The organism is Streptococcus sp. A12, from assembly GCF_905372335.1.
In the GTDB taxonomy this organism is placed as follows: Bacteria; Bacillota; Bacilli; order Lactobacillales; family Streptococcaceae; genus Streptococcus.
On sequence record NZ_CAJPOU010000003.1, the window covers coordinates 12,847 to 34,377 of the forward strand.

Consider the following 21,531-nt stretch of genomic DNA (forward strand, 5'->3'; position numbering starts at 1 on the left):
AAAAAGAATGAAGAGTGTCCTACTCTTCATTCTTTTTTAGATTTTAGGGAGCCAAGAAAGATAGAAGTCTAACTTCTCCGCTTTCAAGAGCTCTTGGTGGCTCACTCTGTCGATTCTTTTTCTATCAAGGGAAACATCTTGAAGGAAGTGTGCCTGGGCTGTGTGGGCTGTGCTATGGATATTTAGCCATTTTTTCTCTTGAGGGAGGTAAAGGCGCAAGTGTTTGAAGAGGGGAATCCCTAGGTCATAGACTGGCTTGCCTGGACAAGTCGGATAGAGTCCTAAAACCGACCAGATATACCAGGAGGATAGGCTGCCATTATCCTCATCTCCTGGATAAGCTTTGAAGCTTGGCTGGAAGGCTTCCTTGCGAAGGGCTTGAATCAGGATGCTAGTGTATTCCGGGTGTTGGCTATAGCGGAAGAGATAGGGGATGTGAAAACTCGGTTGGTTTGAAATGGCAATTTGTCCAAAAGGAGCTTGGGCCATCTCACTCATTTCATGAATTTCGTAGCCATAGCCCGTCACTTCATAATGCGGCGCTTGAGTGGCTAGTCGAGTTAAGTAATGGCTGAAGCCTTTTTCTCCTCCAAAGAGTTGCTTGAGGCCCTCGATGTCGTGAAGGGCGCCTAAGGTTGCCTGAATGGCAGAGCACTCTGCATAGTCGCGTCCCCAACTGATGGGCGAGAAGTCTGGTCTGAAATGGCCCTTCTTATCTTTGGCCCGGATATAACCTGTTTCTGGATCAAAGAGGGTTCGATAGGAAAGACTAGATTGGGTATATTCTTTAGCCAACTCTTCCTTGCCAAGTAGCTGGGCAGTTTGGGCGATACAAAAATCGCTATAGGAGAAGTCAATGGTGTGACTCACGTTTTCGTGATAGTCAGTGGATAGATAGCCTAATTCCTTGTATTCTTTAGCTCCTCGTCGACCGTAATGACCATTTGGGTCTTCCTTCCTAGCTGTAACTAGCATGGCTTCAAAAAGCTCCGTGTGGAGGTCGGGAGCTAGGCCTTTTTGAATGGCATCGGCAATGACCCCATCAATGAGGGTTCCAGGCATCATGCCTCTTTCGTCCGGCGCTAGCCATTTAGGGAGGAAACCGGTATCTCGGTAATGGCTGAGGAAGCCTTCGAGAAATTCTTGGTAAAGCTCGGGATAGACTAGGCTATAGAGAGGAAAGGTGGTCCGAAAGAGATCCCAGAAGCCCAAACTCGTGAAGTATTTTCCTTCTTGAATGCGGTTGTGGGCGAAATCGCGATGGACTGCTTTCCCCTCAGGGGTCACTTCATAACAAGTCTGAGGAAAGAGCAGACTACGGTAGAGACAGTGATCGAAAAAGGTTCGATCCTCTCCGCCCGTATCTAAAATGTCAAATCGGTCCATTAGCTCTTGCCACTTGCAGCCCGCTTTTTCTTTCATCTTTTCAAAGCTAGCTGTAGGAAGGTGAGATTTGGCCAACTCAGGGTTGATAAAGGAAGTGCCTAATCGAGCTTCTAGGGTAGGATTGTCAAATTCTAGGATCAAATCCTGTCCTAGCCAGTGAGTGCGAGTGATGGATTGGTCAAATTCAACATGAAGATAGAAAGGATAGGTTTGTTGGTCGGTATGATTTTGGTCTAGGATGTGGAAATGTAGATTCGTTTCTCTGAATTCTACTTCAGCTAGTCCATTTGGGCAATGAATGGCCAGTGAAAGTGCAGACGGCCCTCTAAAGCGGAGAATGGCCCCGTAGAGGCTGGGGGTCAGCTCTGTGCGGATTTGATAGCGCTCTGAGGTGAGGGCTAAATAATGGGGCTGAAAGACAGCTTCTTGGACCCGGTAACTGCTCTGTCTGAAATAGAGGTCTTCTTGAGTCGGAATGTCTGTTAGTGGGGTGAGGAGACACCAGGAAGAATCTCCAATCCAAGGGCTAGGCTGATGGGTCAAGCGAATACCTTGAAAGATAGGAAGGTTGGGGTTGAAAAACCAAGCCCCCTGTTCATGTGTCGTCTGTGGGAGGAAATAATTCATCCCAAAAGGAACTCCTGTGTAAGGGAGGGTGTTGCCGTTAGAATAAGCTGAGTGATTGTCTGTTCCTAAGCGGGTATCAATGTGAGTAATATCGGTCTTCATGCGGGACCTCCTGTGTCATACTAGGGCCTTTAAGCCCTTTTCTTTCTTTATTTTAGCAGAAGCCCCTCAAATGGGAAAGCCTTTTTCAAAACTAGAAAAGTTTGTAGAAAAAGGGCTATAATTTGCGTATGTATTTCCCATCTGAAATCTTTTATACTGAATAGGAAAGAATCGATACGTGTGAGGAAAAGGAATGACTTATTCAAAAGAAATCGTCAGAGAATGGCTGAACCAAGTAGCAGAACGTGCCAAGGAGTACCCGGAGTGGGTGGATGTCTTTGAACGTTGCTATACAGACACCTTGGATAATACAGTTGAAATTTTAGAAGACGGTTCAACCTTTGTTTTAACAGGGGACATCCCAGCTATGTGGTTGCGTGACTCAACGGCTCAATTGAGGCCCTATCTTCATGTGGCAAAAAGAGACCCTCGTTTGCGCCAGACCATTGCTGGTTTGGTCAAGCGCCAGATGACCTTGATCCTCAAGGATCCCTATGCTAACTCTTTTAATATTGAGGAGAACTGGAAAGGCCACCACGAGACTGACCACACCGATTTGAATGGCTGGATTTGGGAACGTAAGTATGAAGTGGACTCGCTTTGCTATCCCTTGCAATTGGCTTACCTCCTGTGGAAGGAAACTGGTGAGACTAGCCAATTTGATGAAACCTTTGTCACAGCGACCAAGGAAATCCTTCATCTCTGGACAGTGGAGCAAGACCACAATAACTCACCATACCGTTTCGTCCGTGATACCGATCGTAAGGAAGATACCTTGGTAAATGACGGCTTTGGGCCAGATTTTGCTGTGACAGGAATGACCTGGTCAGCTTTCCGTCCAAGCGATGACTGCTGTCAGTATAGCTACTTGATTCCGTCAAATATGTTTGCAGTAGTTGTTTTGGGTTATGTCCAAGAAATCTTTGTAGCATTGAATCTAGCTGATAGTGAGAGTATCATTGCAGATGCCAAACGCCTCCAAGCGGAGATTCAAGAAGGGATCGAAAACTATGCCTACACTACTAACAGCAAGGGTGAAAAAATTTATGCCTTTGAGGTAGACGGTCTAGGAAATGCTAGCATCATGGATGATCCTAACGTACCAAGTTTGTTGGCGGCTCCTTATCTTGGCTACTGCGCGATCGACGATGAGGTCTACCAAGCTACTCGTCGCACTATTCTGAGTCCTGAAAATCCATATTTCTACCAAGGAGAATACGCAAGTGGACTCGGAAGTTCACATACCTTCTACCGCTATATCTGGCCGATTGCTCTATCTATTCAAGGATTGACAACGACGGATAAGGCAGAAAAGAAATTCTTGCTAGACCAGTTGGTTGCCTGCGATGGTGGAACAGGTGTCATGCACGAAAGTTTCCACGTGGATGATCCAACCAAATATTCGCGTGAATGGTTCTCTTGGGCCAACATGATGTTCTGCGAATTAGTCTTGGATTACTTGGATATCCGCTAATGAGCTTTCGCTCGACAGATTCTTGTAAAGAATCACAAATAGATCTTTAAATTTAAGTTAGAATGAGGTTTTACTCATGGAAAATGTTGTTGTACATATCATCTCTCACAGCCACTGGGATCGTGAGTGGTATTTACCGTTTGAAAGTCACCGGATGCAATTGGTGGAACTCTTTGACAATCTCTTTGAACTCTTTGAAAATGACTCTGAATTCAAGAGCTTCCATTTGGATGGACAAACCATTGTCCTTGATGACTATTTAGAAATTCGCCCTGAAAACCGTGACAAGGTGCAGCGTTATATTGACGAAGGAAAACTCAAGATTGGACCTTTCTACATCTTGCAGGATGATTACTTAATATCCAGTGAAGCTAATGTACGTAATACCTTGATTGGACAAGCTGAATGTGCTAAATGGGGCAAATCAACTCAGATTGGTTACTTCCCAGATACCTTTGGAAATATGGGGCAAGCTCCTCAAATTCTTCAAAAATCAGGCATTCACGTAGCAGCCTTTGGGCGTGGAGTGAAGCCGATCGGATTTGACAACCAAGTTCTCGAAGATGAGCAGTTTACCTCTCAATTTTCTGAAATGTACTGGCAAGGGGCGGATGGTAGCCGTGTACTCGGCATTCTATTTGCTAACTGGTACAGTAATGGGAATGAAATTCCAGTGGATAAAGATGAAGCTTTGGCTTTCTGGAAACAAAAATTGGCAGACGTTCGTGACTATGCATCGACCAACCAATGGTTGATGATGAACGGTTGCGACCACCAACCGGTTCAACGGAACTTGAGTGAAGCTATTCGCGTGGCCAATGAGCTCTTCCCTGACGTGACCTTTATCCATAGTTCCTTTGATGACTATGTGCAAGCAGTGGAAAGTGCGCTTCCTGAACAATTATCAACGGTTACGGGAGAATTGACCAGTCAGGAAACCGATGGTTGGTACACTCTTGCCAATACCTCTTCTTCACGCGTTTACCTCAAACAAGCCTTTCAAGAAAACAGCAATTTGCTAGAGCAAGTGGTGGAACCTTTGACCATCCTTACAGGTGGCCACAATCACAAGGATCAATTGACCTATGCCTGGAAGACGCTCTTACAAAATGCGCCACACGATAGTATCTGTGGTTGTAGTATTGACGAAGTTCACCGTGAAATGGAAGTTCGTTTTGCCAAGGTCAATCAAGTCGGAAACTTTGTTAAGACCAACCTTCTGAATGAATGGAAAGAGAAACTCGCGACTCAAAAAGCTCAGAGTGAGCATCTCTTTACGGTTATTAACACTGGCTTGCATGATAAGGTGGACACCGTCAGCACGATTGTCGACGTAGCGGTTTGTCCATTTAAGGAATTGCACCCGACAGAAGGCTTCAAGAAAATGGCGGCTTTGACCTTGCCAGATTACCATGTAGAGGATTTAGAGGGTCATCTTGTAGAAGCTTTGATTGAAGACTTGGGGGCAAGTTTTGGCTATACCTTGCCTAAGGATAAATTCCGTCAACCTTATATCGCTCGTCAAGTGCGCGTGACGGTTCCAGTTCACCTAGCGCCTCTTTCTTGGACCACCTTCCAGCTCTTGGAAGGAAAAGCTTCCCATCATGATGGGATTTACCAAAATGGGGTTCTCGATACGCCGTTCGTAACCCTCAGTATTGATGATGGCTTGACCCTTTACGACAAGACGACCAATGAGGCTTATGAGGACTTCCTTGGCTTCGAAGACCGCGGTGATATTGGCAATGAATACATTTACTTCCAACCAAAAGGAACAGAACCCATCTATGCGGAGCTGAAAGCTCATGAGGTCTTGGAAAATAATGCTCGCTATGCCAAAATCTTGCTCAAGCATGACTTGACCATCCCAGTCAGCGCGGATGAACAATTGGATGCGGAACAAAGAGGCATTATCGAGTTTATGAACCGAGAAGCAGGACGGTCAGAAGAGCTGACAACCATTCCGTTGGAAACAGTGATGACCGTCTTTGTGGATGATCCGCAAATTCGCTTCAAGACGCGCTTTACCAATACTGCTAAGGATCACCGCATTCGTCTCTTGGTGAAAACTCATAACACTCGTCCAAGCAATGATTCTGAAAGCATCTATGAAGTTGTGACAAGACCAAATAAACCAGCAGCTTCTTGGGAAAATCCTGAAAATCCACAACACCAACAAGCCTTTGTCAGCTTGTATGATGATATCAAAGGAGTGACCGTAGCCAATAAAGGATTGCATGAATACGAAATCCTTGGAGACGACACCATAGCTGTAACCCTTCTCCGTGCTTCAGGTGAGCTAGGTGACTGGGGCTATTTCCCAACTCCAGAAGCCCAGTGCTTGCACGATATCGAAGTTGAGTTTGCAGTAGAATGCCACCAAGCTCAGGATCGTTTCTCGGCCTTCCGTCGTGCCAAAGCCTTCCAGGTGCCATTTACAGCCCTTCAAGTTGCAAAACAAGAGGGGAGCATCGCAGCAACAGGTAGTCTCTTCAACCATCCAGCACTGAACTTGCCACAAGTCTGCCCAACAGCCTTTAAGGTAGCAGAAAATGAAGAAGGCTACGTCCTTCGTTACTACAACATGAGCCAAGAAAATGTTCGGGTATCTGAAAAACAACAAACCATTCTTGACTTGTTGGAACGCCCATATCCAGTCCATTCAGGACTATTAGCACCACAGGAAATTCGTACAGAATTGATCAAAAAAGAAGAAATTTAATTTCAAAAAGTAAACATAACAAGAAAGGAGGAGCGACAAAGTAAGAATCGATTGCTGACTCGCTCCTTTTTACAGGTGAAAGCCATGACCCTTGCAACCATTGATATCGGAGGGACCGGCATAAAATTTGCTAGTCTCACACCTGATGGAAAAATTTTAGATAAGGCCAGCACTCCGACTCCAGAGACTCTGGAAGAGTTGCTAGCTTGGTTGGACCAGCGATTGTCAGAACAAGACTATCGTGGAATTGCTATGAGTGTACCAGGTGCCGTTAATCAAGAAACAGGAGTGATTGAAGGAATCAGTGCCATTCCTTACATTCATGGTTTTTCTTGGTATGAGGTTCTTGCTCATCACCGACTTCCTGTCCATCTAGAAAATGATGCTAACTGTGTCGGACTGAGTGAACTGCTAGCTCATCCTGAGATTGAAAATGCAGCCTGTGTCGTGGTTGGGACAGGGATCGGTGGGGCCATGATCATCAATGGCAAGCTACACCGTGGTCGTCATGGTTTGGGCGGTGAGTTTGGCTACATGACCACCATCGAGCCGGCAGAAAAGCTCAACAACTGGTCGCAACTCGCTTCTACAGGAAATATGGTTCGCTATGTCATCGAAAAATCTGGTCAGACTGACTGGGACGGCCGCAAGGTGTACCAAGAGGCAGCAGCCGGCAATGCCCTTTGCCAGGAAGCCATTGAGCGCATGAACCGTAATCTTGCTCAAGGACTGCTCAATATCCAGTACCTGATTGACCCAGATGTGATTAGTCTAGGTGGCTCTATCAGTCAGAACCCTGATTTTATCAAAGGGGTTCAAAAAGCAGTAGACACCTTTGTGGAAAGATATGAAGAATATACCATCGCTCCAGTCATTCAAGCCTGCACCTACCAGGCAGATGCCAATCTCTACGGTGCCCTTGTCAACTGGTTACAGGAGGAAAACCAATGGTAACTTTTACGGGACTTAGTCCCAAACAAGCACAATCTATCGAAGTATTAAAAAATCACATTTCTCTACCAGATGTAGAAGTGGCGGTTGCTCAGTCTGACCAAGCTTCTATCTCTATCAAGGGTGAGAGTGGACAGTATCAATTGACCTACCGCAAACCGCATCAACTTTACCGCGCCTTGTCTGTGCTGGCAACAGCTTTAGCAGAAGGAGACAAGGTAGAGATTGAGGAACAGGCAGCTTACGAAGATTTGGCCTATATGGCGGACTGTTCGCGCAATGCCGTGCTCAATGTCGCATCAGCCAAACAGATGATTGAAGTCTTGGCTCTCATGGGCTACTCAATCTTTGAGCTATATATGGAGGACACCTATCAGATTGAGGGACAACCTTACTTTGGTTATTTCCGTGGAGCTTATTCTGCTGAAGAGTTACAGGAAATTGAAACATACTCCCAACAGTTTGACATGACTTTTGTCCCATGCATCCAAACCTTGGCTCACTTATCAGCCTTTGTCAAATGGGGTGTCAAAGAAGTCCAGCAACTCCGCGATGTAGAAGACATTCTCCTCATCGGCGAAGAAAAAGTCTATGACCTGATTGATGGGATGTTTGCGACGTTATCTAAACTACAAACTCGCAAGGTCAATATCGGAATGGACGAAGCTCACTTGGTTGGTTTGGGGCGCTACCTCATTTTGAACGGCGTTGTAGACCGCAGTCTCCTCATGTGTCAACACTTGGAGCGCGTGCTGGATATCGCCGATAAGTATGGTTTCCACTGCCAAATGTGGAGCGATATGTTCTTTAAACTCATGTCAACAGATGGCCAGTATGACCGCGATGTGGAAATTCCTGAGGAAACGCGTGTCTACCTAGACCGTCTCAAAGACCGTGTGACCTTGGTTTACTGGGATTATTATCAGGACAGCGAGGAAAAATACAACCGCAATTTCCGCAATCACCACAAGATTAGCCAAGATATTGCCTTTGCAGGCGGAGCTTGGAAGTGGATCGGTTTTACACCCAACAACCATTTCAGCCATCTCATCGCTATGGAGGCCAACAAAGCCTGTCGCGCTAATGACATCAAAGAAGTCATTGTAACGGGTTGGGGGGACAATGGTGGGGAAACTGCCCAATTTTCTATCTTACCAAGCTTGCAAATCTGGGCAGAACTCAGCTACCGCAATGGCCTAGACCATTTATCTGCTCACTTCAAGACCAATACGGGTCTATCAGTTGAGGACTTCATGCAGATTGACCTAGCTAACCTTTTGCCAGACCTGCCAGGTAATCTCAGTGGTATCAATCCCAACCGCTATGTCTTTTATCAGGATGTTCTCTGTCCGATTCTTGACAGACACATGACACCTGAACAGGACAAACCGCACTTTGCTCAGGCAGCTGAGACGCTTGCTGAAATCAAAGAAAAAGCTGGAAACTATGCTTATCTCTTTGAAACTCAGGCCAAGTTGAACCAGATTTTAAGTAGCAAAGTGGATGTGGGACGACGCATTCGGCAGGCCTACCAAACAAACGATAAAGAAGGTCTGCAAGCAATCGCCAGACAAGAATTACCAAAACTCAGAAGCGAGATTGAAAATTTCCACAAGCTCTTTAGCCACCAATGGTTGAAAGAAAACAAGGTCTTTGGCTTGGATACAGTGGATATTCGTATGGGAGGCCTCTTGCAACGGATCAAGCGCGCAGAAAGCCGCATTGAAAACTACCTAGCAGGCGAAATCTCTCGTATCGACGAACTAGAAGTAGACATCTTGCCATTTAATGATTTCTACGGAGATAAGGACTTCGCAGCGACGACGGCTAACCAGTGGCATACCATTGCGACAGCTTCGACCATTTATACGACCTAATTCAAAAAGGGTATCTTTAAAGAAAATGCTGTTGAAGGAGGAGAAAGATGTCCGATGGAGATATTTCTTCTCCTTTTTTCTCCATTTTTAAGGCTATGTCATAAATTTGTAGAATTTTTTCTATAATTAGGAGTTTGAAAAAGTTTTCATAGAGTTTTATAATAAAAAATGTAAACGTTACCAAAAATAAAATGACAAAGGGGGGAGTCAGATGAAAAAGTTTGTTAAGACCTTGAGAGAAAATTTTATTTTCTTCTTGATGGTTTTACCAGGTGCAGCGTGGTTGATTTTATTCTTCTACATACCTGTTTTGGGAAACGTTGTCGCATTTAAAGACTATCATATCACCGGAGAGGGATTTATTGATAGTGTAATGAAGAGTAAGTGGGTAGGATTTGATAACTTCAAATTCCTCTTTAGTTCTAAAGATGCTTATATCATTACAAGAAATACCGTCCTTTACAACCTAGCCTTTATTTTCTTGGGCTTGATTGTTTCTGTTGGGATTGCCATTATCTTTAGTGAGATGCGTTCCAAACGGTTGGTTAAAGTGTTTCAAACATCAATGTTGTTCCCCTATTTCTTGTCATGGGTTATCATCAGCTTCTTTACAGATGCCTTCTTAAACGTCGATAAAGGCTTGATTAACCATATCTTAACATCACTTGGGATGAAAGGAATCAACTTCTATACAGAGGTTGCCATTTGGCCAGCGCTTCTCCTATTCTTAGGAATCTGGAAAGGCTTTGGTTATAGCAGTGTTATGTACTATGCAACCATCATGGGGATTGACCCAACCTTCTACGAGGCCGCAACAGTGGATGGAGCATCTAAGTGGCAGCGAATCCGCCACATTACCATTCCTCAGTTGGCTTCCTTGATTACGGTCTTGACCATTCTTGCCATCGGAAATATCTTCCGTGCTGACTTTGGATTGTTCTACCAAATCCCACATAACTCAGGTGCCCTTTATAGTGTGACAAACGTAATTGATGTCTATGTCTACAACGGACTTGCTAAATCAGGAGATATTGCGATGGCCGCAGCGGCTGGTCTTTACCAATCAGTTGTCGGATTGATTCTCGTTTTACTTTCTAATATTGTAGCACGTCGGATTGATAAGAATGCAGCGCTCTTCTAGAAAGGAGGATACCATGGCAAAATCAAAAATTAAAAAAGAAAAAGTTGATAATGTTGGGATCCACTCCTTCAGTAAGAAAGCAGACATCTTCTTTAGTAGCATCGTCGGCTTGGTTGCTCTATCCTGTATCTTGCCCTTCATCTTCGTTGTCATGATTTCCTTGACAGATGAACAAAGTTTGGCAATTCACGGCTTCCAATTTTGGCCTGCTAAATTCGGTGCAGATGGCTATCTTTTCCTCGTTCAATTTAAGGATAAGATTCTTCAAGCCCTCTTCATTACCTTGTTTGTAACGATTGTAGGGACAGCATGTAATGTCTTTATTACAACGACCTATGCCTACGCGATCTCTCGTAGAACCTTTAAGTACAGAAATTTCTTTACTGTCTTTGCCCTCTTGAGTATGCTCTTTAGCGCAGGGATGGTACCAGGTTACATTGTTACCACTCAATTGCTTCATTTAGGAGATACAGTTGGAGCCCTCATCATTCCGATGTTATTGAGTCCCTTCAATATAATCTTGATGCGAACCTTCTTCAAACGGACGATCCCAGAAGCCATTCTTGAGTCTGCTCGGATAGATGGAGCCAGTGAGACACGGATCTTCTTCCAGATCTGTTTGCCACTTTCTCTCCCAGGGATTGCGACCATCAGTCTCTTTACAGCCCTCGGCTTCTGGAATGACTGGTTCAACGCCCTCCTCTACATCAAGAGTGAAAACCTCTATCCCCTTCAATACTTGCTGATGCAAATCCAAAATAATATGGATTACATCTCTAAATCCGTCGGTGCTTCTAGCCAAATCGCTGGTGCGGTCCAATCCCTTCCTAAGGAAACTGGACGGATGGCCATGGTGGTGGTGGCAACAGTTCCAATCGCTATCCTCTATCCATTCTTCCAACGTTACTTTGTAAAAGGATTGACCATCGGTGGTGTGAAAGAGTAATCGAACCTTTCTCACCCACCCTTCACAATGTTAATAAAGAAAAATAAAAAAGGAGTTTTTCTCATGAAAAATTGGAAAAAATATGCTTTAGCTTCTGCTAGCGTTCTCACACTTGGAGCAACTCTTGCTGCTTGTGGTAACTTGACAGGTGATAACCAAAAATCTTCTAAGAGTGAAGACGGTAAAACAGTTATCAAAATGTACCAAATCGGTGACAAACCGGATAACTTGGATACCTTGTTAGAAAATGCGAACAAGATCATCGAAGAAAAAGCTGGCGTTAAATTAGACATCCAATACCTTGGTTGGGGCGACTACGACAAGAAGATGAACGTTATCATCTCATCTGGTGAAAGCTACGATATTGCTTTCGCAAACAACTATGTTATCAACGCTCAAAAAGGCGCCTACGCTGACTTGACAGACTTGTACAAGAAAGAAGGAAAAGAGCTCTACGAAGCACTTGACCCAGCTTACATCAAAGGAAATACTGTAAACGGCAAGATCTATGCGGTTCCAGTTGCAGCCAACGTTGCATCTTCACAAAACTTTGCCTTCAACGGACCACTTCTTGAAAAATATGGTATCGACATCTCAAACGTAAAAGACTATGCTTCCCTTGAACCAGTCTTGAAAGCGATCAAAGAAAAAGATCCAAACGTTGTTCCATTCGCAATGAACAAGAGCTACGGTGGACCTTCTGATGACTTCGATTACATTGCAGTAGATGGACTTCCATTCGTTGTCGATTTGCAAGGTGACACAACTAAGATCGTTGACCGTTACACTATTCCACGTTATGTTGAAAACTTGAAGACTCTTCATAAATACTATGAAGCTGGCTACATTCCAAAAGATGTAGCTACAAGCGACACTGGATATGACCTTTCTCAAGATACTTGGTTGGTACGTGAAGAAACAGTAGGACCTGCTGACTACGGTAACAGCTTGCTTACTCGTGTAGCAAACCGTAAGATCGAGATCAAACCATTCACTCAACTTTACAAGAAGAACAACACTACTCAAGTTGCAAACTTTGTCATCTCAAACAACTCTAAGAACAAAGAAAAAGCAATGGAAGTATTGAACCTCTTGAACACAAATCCAGAACTCTTGAACGGTCTTGTTTATGGTCCAGAAGGCAAGAACTGGGAAAAAGTTGAAGGTAAAGAAAACCGTGTGAAAGTCTTGGATGGCTACAACGGAAACACTCACATGTCTGGATGGAATACTGGTAACAACTGGATTCTTTACATCAACGAAAACGTAACGGATGAGCAAATTGCACAATCTAAGAAAGACTTGGAAACTGCAAAAGAATCTCCAGCACTTGGTTTCATCTTCAACACTGAAAACGTGAAATCAGAAATCACTGCCCTTACAAACACTTTGAACCAATTCACAAGTGCCATCAATACAGGTACAGTAGATCCTGAAGTTGAAATTCCTAAGATGCTTGAAAAATTGAAATCAGAAGGTGCCTACCAAAAAGTCTTGGATGAAATCCAAAAACAATACGATGAGTACCTTGCTTCTAAGAAATAAGCTAACATTACTTGCTTAAGTCTATCAAAAGACTTTGAGGTCTTCGCGCTTCAAAGTCTTTTCTGTTGATGATTTTGAAATCGAAACCATCAGGGGAAATGTGCTATAATATAGGGTATAATCATCAGTTGTACTAGGGAAACTATACTAAGTCGTAAGCTCCCCTCTACAGCAAATGAACATGGAGACAAATTATGGGAAGAATGATTGAATTTATTTTTACAAGGGTCTATTTAGCCATGCTGGCAACAGGGATCTTTTGGGCTTTAACCTTTTGTGGAGGCATCCTATTTGGATTTGGGCCGGCTAGTGCAACGATTATGAGTCTATATGCCGAACATGGATCTGATTACAAACAGTATGGTTGGTCTGAAGCTTGGTCGCTTTATAAAGAAAACTTTCGTCGGGCCAACCAGGTTTTCTATACATTTTTTTTAATCGAAGCTATTCTTATTTATGGCATGTATCTGATGGTTCAATTGCCCCACTTGTCCCTGTTTCAGATTTTTATCTTATTGGTCAATTTGATTTTCTTATTGGTAGCTCCTCTGACTTTTGCAGTCTATCTCAAGCTTCAAGTCCATTTTGACTTGTCCTATCTTAATAGCTTGAAGTTGAGTTTCATTGGTGCTTTTCTGGATATTCGTGCAGTGACCAAGTTTCTCTTGGGGACCTTTCTGTTAGGGGTTGTTACCCATTTCGTTCCGGCTTTATTCTTCTTTGTTTTACTGGGCTTGTGGCATTTCTTTGTCAATGATATTTTTCAACCAGTCTATGAAACAATTCGCTCTAAAGTGGTTTCTTAATTATGAAAAAAATATGGTTAGCGACTCTTTTGAAGTTCTATGCCTATATCATGGTGGGGATCATCACGACCTTAGGCGTGACGGTATCCTTGGTCTATTGGCATAATCAGAAAGCAGAAACAGAACGGATTGCTCAGTTGATTTCCTCGCGCTTGACTGCTGAGGTAGAGGATATTTATAAGAGATCTTCTCAATGGGGGAAGAGTCTGGTAGAGAATCCTGCCAAGCTCGAAGGAGTTTACAAGTATTTTTCAATGACGCCTTCTGAATACGAAAGCTGGCGATTGGATAATTATTTCTCCAATTATATTCAAGTTTCGCTGCACCGTAATGTTGAAACTCTGTATTTGGAACACGATGTTATTGATCAAATTGATTTGGTGTTAAATGACTATACGACTGTGTTTGTCTCCAGTAAAAATAAAAAAGGAGGGCAACAAGTTCCAGCGGATCGGTACAAGGCCAGCTCGCAAGCAATCCCAGTCTCCTTAACGGATGTGACGACTGGCCAGGATATTGGGCTGGCTTATATTAAAATCAATCCAGCGCTATTGGATTCTGTCGTTGACAATATTCAAGACACGATTCCAGTTGCCGTCCAAATCTATAATCCCTTGGGCAAGGTTTTTTACCACAGAGGGGATATCAACCCTAAAGATCACAGCCAGTGGATTGTGCGAGATACTGCTTACGGCTATCAAATCTGGGTTGGGATTCCGACCTCTTACACGGTTCGAACAGCCTTGTTTAGTTTTACCTGGATGATTTCGGTCGCCTTAATCCTGGTCTTGGTCTTGTATCTCTTGCTTCAACGAATTTTCCGTAATTACCAAAAACAAGTGTTGGATTTGGTAGATACCATGGAAGCCATCAGCCAGGGGGATTCTGATCGACGGATCAATGTGGATACCAAAGAGCAGGAGCTCCTTTTAGTTGCAGAAACGACCAATACCATGTTAGACAATATGGACAAGTCTATCCGTGATATCTATCAGCTACAACTGAGCCAAAAAGATGCCAATTTGAAGGCCTTGCAAGCGCAGATTAATCCGCATTTTATGTATAATACCATGGAGTTTATTCGCATGTATGCAGTTATGCAGGATCAAGAAGAATTAGCTGATATTATTTACGAATTTAGTAGTCTCCTTCGAAACAATATTTCAGAGGAGAAAGAAACGACCATAGAAAATGAGTTGGAATTTTGTAGAAAATACAGCTATCTCTGTATGGTGCGTTATCCAAAATCGATTGCTTATGGCTTTAAAATTGAACCCGGTCTAGAAGAGATGGTTATTCCGAAGTTTACTCTCCAGCCATTAGTGGAAAATTACTTTGTCCATGGGATTGATCACAAGCGCAAGGACAATGTCATTAGTATCAAAGTCCGTCGTGTTGGAGAAGCGATGGAAATTCGTGTTCAAGACAATGGGAGAGGAATGGAACCGAGCCAGTTGCAACGAATCCAACAAATGTTGAGTCATAGGGATCCTCGAGAGGAAGTAGAAGAGAGTAAGGGACGGCAATCCATTGGGATTGTCAATGTCCACGAGCGTTTCCTTCTCTACTTTGGGGATCATTACCACATTCAAATTACATCAGAAAAAGGAAAAGGTGTCCTCTATACGATTACCATCGAGGATGCTTAAGAGGAAAAAATCGTGTATAAAGTCTTATTGGTTGACGACGAATATATGATTACGGAGGGGTTGAAAAAACTGATTCCCTTTGAAAAATGGGACATGGAAGTTGTTTACACAGCAGAGGATGCAGATCAGGCCTTGGCCTATGTTGCGGATTATCCAGTGGATATCGTGATTACGGATGTCAATATGCCAGGAAAAACTGGTCTGGAAATGATTGATCAAATGCAGTCCATTCTTCCCCATGCGGCTTATATCATTATGTCGGGCTACCAGGATTTTGCTTATGTAAAAAAAGCCTTAAACCTCCGGGTAGCAGACTACCTGCTAAAGCCTGTCAATAAGGTGGAGTTAGGAAATATCCTAGAAAAATTATCTCAAACTCTAAAAAAACCAGACCAAGAGACGGCCAATCGCCTCCTTCATGAAGACTGGTCAGAGGAAGAATTCGAACAAGCCATCCGGGGGAGAAAAGAACTCTGGATTGGAGTGGATAAGGAGAGGAAAGGCTTTGCCAGTTCGTCTTATCAGGTCTTAGGAAAAAACCTTCAACTCTATCTTTCAGATGAGGATGAGAGAGCTTTCCTACAGCGCCGTTTCCAAGCACCTTACAAAGAACATTTTCAACAATTTAAAGAGCTTGTTGAACGAAGTCTGTTTTATGGGGATCTCCCTTTGGAGGAAGAAGATGGTGTCTTTAATTACTACGAACCCATCTACCGTGTCATCATTCAGGGAAATATCCAACAGATTTTGGAGGAGTTGAACTGGTTGGAAGAAACCGTGAGAAGCCATACCCCAAAAGTGGCGATAGCCAAGCAACTCTTTATTCAGTTCATTATGGATGTCTTTCATTTGTTTGAACACCTGCAGGGAGATGACCTGACAGAAGTTGTGAAAGCTGTTCATGAGACAACGACTTTTGAGGATCTTGTTACCTGCGTTCGAAATCAATTAGAGAGTTTCTTCTCTCAATATCGGATGAACAATAATGTGGCGACCGTCTTAGAAGTGATTGGGCGCGACTATCGGAAGGAACTGTCGCTCAAGGATATCAGTAAAGACCTTTATATCAATCCTGTTTATTTGGGGCAATTGATCAAGCGTGAGACCAATTCCACCTTTGCGGAACTCCTGAATAAACAAAGGATCAAAGCAGCTCAACAGTTGCTGTTGTCCACAACGGAAAGCATTGAAGATATTTGCTATGAGGTCGGCTACAGCAATGTCGGTTACTTTTATAAAGTATTCCGCAAGTTGTGTGGCAAGTCTCCTAAAGCCTACCGTCAACAAATCGGCGTAGAGGACAGTGACTAATCTGAAAACATGAAAAATACCCTCCATTGATTAAAAAATGGAGGGTTTTTTTAGTTGCTTCTTCCGATCAAAATCGTGGCAGAAATGGTGACCTGAGTCAGATCGTTCCAGTCAATTTGAGCTGGATCGACGTGAAAGAGGAGAGGCGTCATGCTCAGAAGAGCCTCTCGCAATGCTGGTGTGAGTTCGAAGGTTTCCTGGCAATGGATGGTGTTTTCAATCGTAAAATGATCAGAGAAATGTTGAATAATCTGCTCATTGGAATAATCGGCCTGATCCAGGTGGTCCTTCACCTTCTGACGAATCTCTTGCAGATGGGCGGCTGTTGGGATGACCTTGATAAGTCGACCGTCTGGGGCCAGGACCCGTTTAAATTCCTGATAATTTGCTGGCGAAAAGATATCTAGGAGAAGGTTCATGCTCTGGTCCAAAAGAGGGAGACGGGCTAAATCTCCGACAAACCACTTGACCTTCCATTCCTGGTCGCTTTTGGCAGCCAGTTGGATCGATTCCTTAGATAAATCAAAGGCGTAAAAGGAATGGTCTGGATAGCGTTCTTGTAAGCTGCGCGAATAGTAGCCTTCTCCACAACCAATATCTAAAATGTTGGCTGGATGGTCCAGTGGAGACAAACATTCTGACAGGCTAGTGAGGATATGGTCGTAAAAACCGTTCTCTAGAACGAGTTGCCGGTTTTGAAAATTTTCCTTGTCATAGTCCTTGGAAGCCTTCACTTGTGGGGCTAAGTTCACATAGCCAAACTTAGCAAGGTCAAAGGAGTGGCGGTTAGTGCAGACCAAGCTTTGTTGGATCAGGTCGAGGGCTTCTTGACAGATGGGACAGGCAAAAGCAGTGGCTGTTTGAAATCGTTGTAATTTTGGTTTGATCGTCATGATACATCTAGTGTACCAAAAAACCTCTGAAAGTCATAGCTTCAGAGGTCTTCTTTTTAATAAGTCAAAACAAAGTATTTTTTCTTACCGCGACGGATAACGGTCAATTCATTCTCTAATTTATCGCTGTCGCTCAAGACATAGTCAAGCTCTTGGATGCGTTCGCCGTTGACGTAGATAGCTCCATTTTGAACATCTTCACGGGCTTGGCGTTTGGAGTTGATCACACCAGCTGTTACCAAAAGTTCAACAATGTTGAGGTTGTCTTCTTCTTGGACTTGGTAGTTTGGCACACCACGAAGTCCTTGTTTGAGTTCTTTGACAGAAAGTTTTTTGATATTACCTGCAAAGAGTTGCTCCGTGATATTAAGGGCTTCCTTGTAAGCTTCTTCACCGTGGACAAGGGTAACCACTTCACGCGCCAAGATCTTTTGAGCCAAGCGTTCATGAGGAGCAGCCTCAAACTGTTTGCGGATCTCTTCGATTTCGTCCAGTGACAAGAAAGTGAAGATCTTCAAGAAGCGCACAGCATCCGCATCCATGACATTCATCCAGAATTGGTACATTTCGTATGGAGAAGTCTTTTCAGGGTTGAGCCAGACCGCATTCCCTTCAGATTTACCAAATTTCTTACCAGTCGCATCTGTAATGAGGGGAACAGTGATGACGTGACCAGTCTTGTCAGCCTTCCGACGCAACAATTCGGTACCAGTAGTCATATTTCCCCACTGGTCAGAACCACCGATTTGCAGGGTTACATTGTGTTCTTGGTTCAGAACAAAGAAGTCGTAGCCTTGCATGATTTGGTAAGCAAATTCAGTGTAAGAAATCCCTGTTTCAATACGCTTCTTCACAGACTCCTTGCTCATCATGTAGTTGACAGTAAAGTATTTTCCGATGTCGCGAAGGAAGTCAATGAAGCTAATGCTGCCAAACCAGTCGTAGTTATTGACCATGACAGCCTTATTTTCCCCATTTTCAAAATCTAAGAAACGTGACAATTGCCCTTGGATAGAAGTGACCCAACCGTCTACAGTCTCCTTAGTTTGTAAACTGCGCTCGGCATCTTTGAAAGAAGGGTCTCCAATGAGTCCGGTCGCACCACCGACAAGCGCATAAGGTTTGTGGCCTGCCAATTGTAAGCGACGACTGGTCAAGATTGCAACAAGGTGCCCAAGGTGCAAACTATCAGCAGTTGGATCGTAGCCAGTATAATACGATACTTGTCCTTCTTCTAGGGCTTTACGCAAAGCATCTTCGTCAGTCGTTTGGAAAATCAAACCACGTTCTTTTAGCTCATCAAAAATGTGCATCGTTCTCTCCTTTTCTAAGCTACTGGCCGGATCGATGAAAACAGTCCAGTATCTGTATGGTTTCTCTCTATTTTACCATAATGACTTGAAATAGCAATGAAAGGACGAAAAAAATCCAGTTGGAAACGGTGTTCTCAACTTTAGGAATTGAAAAGAAAGAGGTCCATTTGGTATAATAGGAAGGACAAGGAGAAATAGAGTGAGTCAAATGAGAGAATTTTTTACAAAGTGCGGGAAGAAAATAAAAGACTTCTTTGCCAAGATGACTGTTGAAGTCGATGAGAAGGAAGACAAGGAGGGCTGGTCACTAGGAGATTTCGTGGCAACGATTCTCCGCACGATGAAACTCCTTTGGGATGTGCTATTGGTGTTTGCTTTAGGTGGTCTCTTGTTTGGTGCAGGGATTGCGATTGGCTATGCAGCCAGCCTATTTAATGAGACAGAGACACCGGATCCGACCCAATTGGTTCAACAAGTACGAAATATTTCCAGCGTTTCAAAGATTTCCTACTCAGATGGAAGCATCATTTCTGATATTGACAGTGACTTGATTCGGATCCCTGTTCAAAAGGATGCGATTTCGGACAATGTCAAAAAGGCTGTTATTGCTACAGAGGATGAGAATTTTAATAGCCATAATGGGGTCGTTCCAAAGGCAGTAATCCGGGCCACCTTGGGTTCAGTTGCTGGAGTCGGTTCTTCTAGTGGGGGTTCGACTCTGACCCAACAGTTGATTAAACAACAAGTTGTGGGAGATGCACCGACCTTCTCACGGAAGGCCACTGAGATTATCGATGCCCTTGCTCTTGAGCGGGTAATGGATAAGGATGAAATTTTAACGACCTACCTCAATGTGTCTCCATTTGGTCGAAACAACCGTGGGCAGAATATCGCGGGAGTAGAAGCAGCTGCTCAAGGGATTTTTGGAGTTTCTGCCAAAGACTTGACCATCCCACAGGCGGCATTTATTGCTGGTTTGCCACAGAGTCCAATTGTCTACTCACCTTACGCTTCTGATGGCAGCCTAAAGACTCCGGAAAATCAAGCTTTAGGTTTGGATCGTGCCAAGGATGTCTTGTACAATATGTACCGGACGGGTGCTATCAGCAAGGAAGAGTACGACCAATATAGTCAATATGATCTAAGCAAGGATTTCCTTCCTTCAAATGGCATCGAGAAGACACCACACGACTACTTGTATTTCCAAGTTGTTAGTGAAGCGGAAGATGCTATGTATGAGTATCTAATCAAGAGAGACAACGTTTCTAGTCACGACCTAAAAAACAATTCAACGGTTAAGTCTTATCAAGAGTTAGCGAAGAAAGAATTGAGAGAGGGTGGCTATACGGTCCAAACCACTATCAACAAAGCTATCTACAATGCCATGCAAGAAGCAGTTGCCAATTATGGTGGTATCTTGGATGATGGAACGGGAACGGTAGAAGTTGGGAATGTCCTTATGGACAACCGAACAGGAGCGATTCTTGGCTTTGTTGGGGGACGGAATTTTGACGGGAATCAAAATAACCATGCCTTTGATACAAAGCGTTCTCCAGGTTCTACTATTAAACCCTTGCTGGCTTATGGAATCGCCATTGACCAAGGCTTGATGGGAAGCAATAGCATCGTCTCCAATTACCCAACCAACTTCTCTAGTGGAGAGCCAATTATGCACGTGGATAACCGAGGAACTGGTATGATGGACCTCCGAGAGGCCCTCAATACCTCATGGAATATCCCAGCTTATTGGACCTATCGTACTCTCCGTGAAAAGGGTGTCGATGTACCTGGCTATATGGAAAAAATGGGCTACGATATCGCTGAGTACGGCATTGAAAGTCTGCCAATGGGAGGCGGGATCGAAGTAAGCGTCGCCCAACATACAAACGGTTATCAAACCCTTGCCAATAATGGGAATTACCAAAAACGCTACATGATTGAAAAAATCATGGATCAAAACGGAAAAGTTGTTTACCAACACGAAAGCAAACCAACTCGAGTTTACTCAGCAGCAACTGCGACTATCATGCAGGATCTGTTAAGAGGTGTCATCAGCTCCGGTGCAACAACGACCTTCAAGAGCCGGATCAGCCAGGTCAACCCAACCCTTGCTAATGCCGATTGGATCGGGAAAACCGGAACTACCAATGAGAATGGAGATATGTGGCTCATGCTGTCTACTCCAAATCTCACCTTAGGTGGCTGGATTGGACACGATAACAATGCTTCTATGGCTCCATTGACAGGTTACAACAACAACGCAAGCTACATGGCCTATTTAGCCAATGCCATCTATCAGGCAGATCCAAATGCTTGGGGCGTTCAAGATCGCTTCACCCTAGATAGCAGTGTCATTTCATCGACTGTTCTCAAATCGACAGGACAACGACCTGGTCGTGTCAATGTCAATGGTCGTGATATCGATGTGTCGGGTGCGACGGTTACCAGCTATTGGGCTAAAAATGGTGCTCCACAAACGACCTACCGCTTTGCGATTGGTGGATCAGATAGTGATTATGCTAGCGCCTGGGCTGGAATCTTAGGTGGTTCAGCTAATCCTTCCAATGGAAATCGCAATAGCAACCGGACAAACAATTCTAGCACGCCAAGCAGTTCATCATCGAGTGGACAAAATCGATAAAAATTATCAGGGACAATACCATAAAATCGTTTTCATGTCTAGAGAAAACCTTGTGTTTTTTGTGAAAATACGATATAATAAGGACAAGTAATTTGTCGTGCGCTTTATTTGAAATATTGTCCAAATAGAAGCTTACAGCAGTTAAAT

The 21,531-nt window shown here is 43.8% G+C and carries 14 protein-coding genes; 11 read left to right on the top strand and 3 right to left on the bottom strand.

The features are described 5' to 3' along the window. Nucleotides 1–36: 36 nt before the first annotated feature. Nucleotides 37–2,115: a GH92 family glycosyl hydrolase gene (locus tag QZ158_RS00710; protein ID WP_293873183.1), complete on the bottom strand. Its 2,079-nt coding sequence runs from the start codon at nucleotides 2,113–2,115 to the stop codon at nucleotides 37–39. A 193-nt stretch (nucleotides 2,116–2,308) separates the two neighbouring features. On the opposite strand from QZ158_RS00710, the gene QZ158_RS00715 reads away from it, so the two are divergent. The 10 genes from QZ158_RS00715 (at nucleotide 2,309) to QZ158_RS00760 (ending at nucleotide 16,537) form a co-directional block, all read left to right on the top strand. Next, the gene (locus QZ158_RS00715) at nucleotides 2,309–3,589 is read left to right on the top strand and encodes a glycoside hydrolase family 125 protein (protein ID WP_293873186.1); all 1,281 of its coding nucleotides are present in this window, start codon (nucleotides 2,309–2,311) and stop codon (nucleotides 3,587–3,589) included. A 76-nt stretch (nucleotides 3,590–3,665) separates the two neighbouring features. Beyond that, entirely contained in the window at nucleotides 3,666–6,311 is a 2,646-nt protein-coding gene (locus tag QZ158_RS00720) for an alpha-mannosidase (RefSeq protein ID WP_293873189.1), read from the top strand. A gap of 84 nt (nucleotides 6,312–6,395) precedes the next feature. Next, the gene (locus QZ158_RS00725) at nucleotides 6,396–7,265 is read left to right on the top strand and encodes an ROK family protein (RefSeq protein WP_293873192.1); all 870 of its coding nucleotides are present in this window, start codon (nucleotides 6,396–6,398) and stop codon (nucleotides 7,263–7,265) included. Further along, nucleotides 7,259–9,139, top strand: a complete 1,881-nt coding sequence (locus tag QZ158_RS00730; protein ID WP_293873195.1) for a beta-N-acetylhexosaminidase — start codon at nucleotides 7,259–7,261, stop codon at nucleotides 9,137–9,139. The genes QZ158_RS00725 and QZ158_RS00730 overlap by 7 nt, the downstream gene beginning before the upstream one ends. A gap of 211 nt (nucleotides 9,140–9,350) precedes the next feature. After that, on the top strand, nucleotides 9,351–10,280 hold the full coding sequence (locus QZ158_RS00735; protein WP_048691310.1) for a sugar ABC transporter permease: 930 nt from the start codon (nucleotides 9,351–9,353) through the stop codon (nucleotides 10,278–10,280). 13 nt (nucleotides 10,281–10,293) lie between these two features. Further along, nucleotides 10,294–11,226: a carbohydrate ABC transporter permease gene (locus tag QZ158_RS00740; RefSeq protein WP_023022064.1), complete on the top strand. Its 933-nt coding sequence runs from the start codon at nucleotides 10,294–10,296 to the stop codon at nucleotides 11,224–11,226. Between the two features lie 63 nt (nucleotides 11,227–11,289). Further along, the gene (locus tag QZ158_RS00745) at nucleotides 11,290–12,771 is read left to right on the top strand and encodes an ABC transporter substrate-binding protein (RefSeq protein WP_287515943.1); all 1,482 of its coding nucleotides are present in this window, start codon (nucleotides 11,290–11,292) and stop codon (nucleotides 12,769–12,771) included. Between the two features lie 194 nt (nucleotides 12,772–12,965). Continuing rightward, entirely contained in the window at nucleotides 12,966–13,577 is a 612-nt protein-coding gene (locus QZ158_RS00750; protein WP_154859119.1) for a YesL family protein, read from the top strand. Between the two features lie 2 nt (nucleotides 13,578–13,579). Beyond that, a complete protein-coding gene (locus QZ158_RS00755) occupies nucleotides 13,580–15,226 on the top strand; it encodes a sensor histidine kinase (protein ID WP_293873229.1) in 1,647 nt (548 codons plus the stop codon). Nucleotides 15,227–15,238: 12 nt separating this feature from the next. After that, nucleotides 15,239–16,537, top strand: coding sequence for a response regulator transcription factor (locus QZ158_RS00760; RefSeq protein ID WP_293873232.1), 1,299 nt, complete (start codon nucleotides 15,239–15,241; stop codon nucleotides 16,535–16,537). Nucleotides 16,538–16,587: 50 nt separating this feature from the next. Here QZ158_RS00760 and QZ158_RS00765 read toward each other — a convergent pair whose 3' ends face one another. Together QZ158_RS00765 and tyrS are read right to left on the bottom strand one after the other, a co-directional pair. Further along, a complete protein-coding gene (locus tag QZ158_RS00765) occupies nucleotides 16,588–17,430 on the bottom strand; it encodes a putative RNA methyltransferase (RefSeq protein WP_293873235.1) in 843 nt (280 codons plus the stop codon). Between the two features lie 56 nt (nucleotides 17,431–17,486). Continuing rightward, nucleotides 17,487–18,743, bottom strand: a complete 1,257-nt coding sequence (tyrS, locus tag QZ158_RS00770) for a tyrosine--tRNA ligase (protein WP_293873238.1) — start codon at nucleotides 18,741–18,743, stop codon at nucleotides 17,487–17,489. A 199-nt stretch (nucleotides 18,744–18,942) separates the two neighbouring features. Here tyrS and pbp1b point away from each other — a divergent pair, with 199 nt between their 5' ends. Next, the gene (gene pbp1b, locus QZ158_RS00775) at nucleotides 18,943–21,384 is read left to right on the top strand and encodes a penicillin-binding protein PBP1B (RefSeq protein ID WP_293873241.1); all 2,442 of its coding nucleotides are present in this window, start codon (nucleotides 18,943–18,945) and stop codon (nucleotides 21,382–21,384) included. Nucleotides 21,385–21,531: the final 147 nt, after the last annotated feature.

Coding starts and splice junctions, on each gene's coding strand:
- QZ158_RS00755 (WP_293873229.1), top strand. CDS start 13,580: ATGAAAAAAATATGGTTAGCGACTCTTTTGAAGTTCTATGCCTATATC.
- QZ158_RS00765 (WP_293873235.1), bottom strand. CDS start 17,430: ATGACGATCAAACCAAAATTACAACGATTTCAAACAGCCACTGCTTTT.
- QZ158_RS00740 (WP_023022064.1), top strand. CDS start 10,294: ATGGCAAAATCAAAAATTAAAAAAGAAAAAGTTGATAATGTTGGGATC.
- QZ158_RS00710 (WP_293873183.1), bottom strand. CDS start 2,115: ATGAAGACCGATATTACTCACATTGATACCCGCTTAGGAACAGACAAT.
- QZ158_RS00750 (WP_154859119.1), top strand. CDS start 12,966: ATGGGAAGAATGATTGAATTTATTTTTACAAGGGTCTATTTAGCCATG.
- QZ158_RS00745 (WP_287515943.1), top strand. CDS start 11,290: ATGAAAAATTGGAAAAAATATGCTTTAGCTTCTGCTAGCGTTCTCACA.
- QZ158_RS00725 (WP_293873192.1), top strand. CDS start 6,396: ATGACCCTTGCAACCATTGATATCGGAGGGACCGGCATAAAATTTGCT.
- tyrS (WP_293873238.1), bottom strand. CDS start 18,743: ATGCACATTTTTGATGAGCTAAAAGAACGTGGTTTGATTTTCCAAACG.
- QZ158_RS00715 (WP_293873186.1), top strand. CDS start 2,309: ATGACTTATTCAAAAGAAATCGTCAGAGAATGGCTGAACCAAGTAGCA.
- QZ158_RS00735 (WP_048691310.1), top strand. CDS start 9,351: ATGAAAAAGTTTGTTAAGACCTTGAGAGAAAATTTTATTTTCTTCTTG.
- QZ158_RS00730 (WP_293873195.1), top strand. CDS start 7,259: ATGGTAACTTTTACGGGACTTAGTCCCAAACAAGCACAATCTATCGAA.
- QZ158_RS00720 (WP_293873189.1), top strand. CDS start 3,666: ATGGAAAATGTTGTTGTACATATCATCTCTCACAGCCACTGGGATCGT.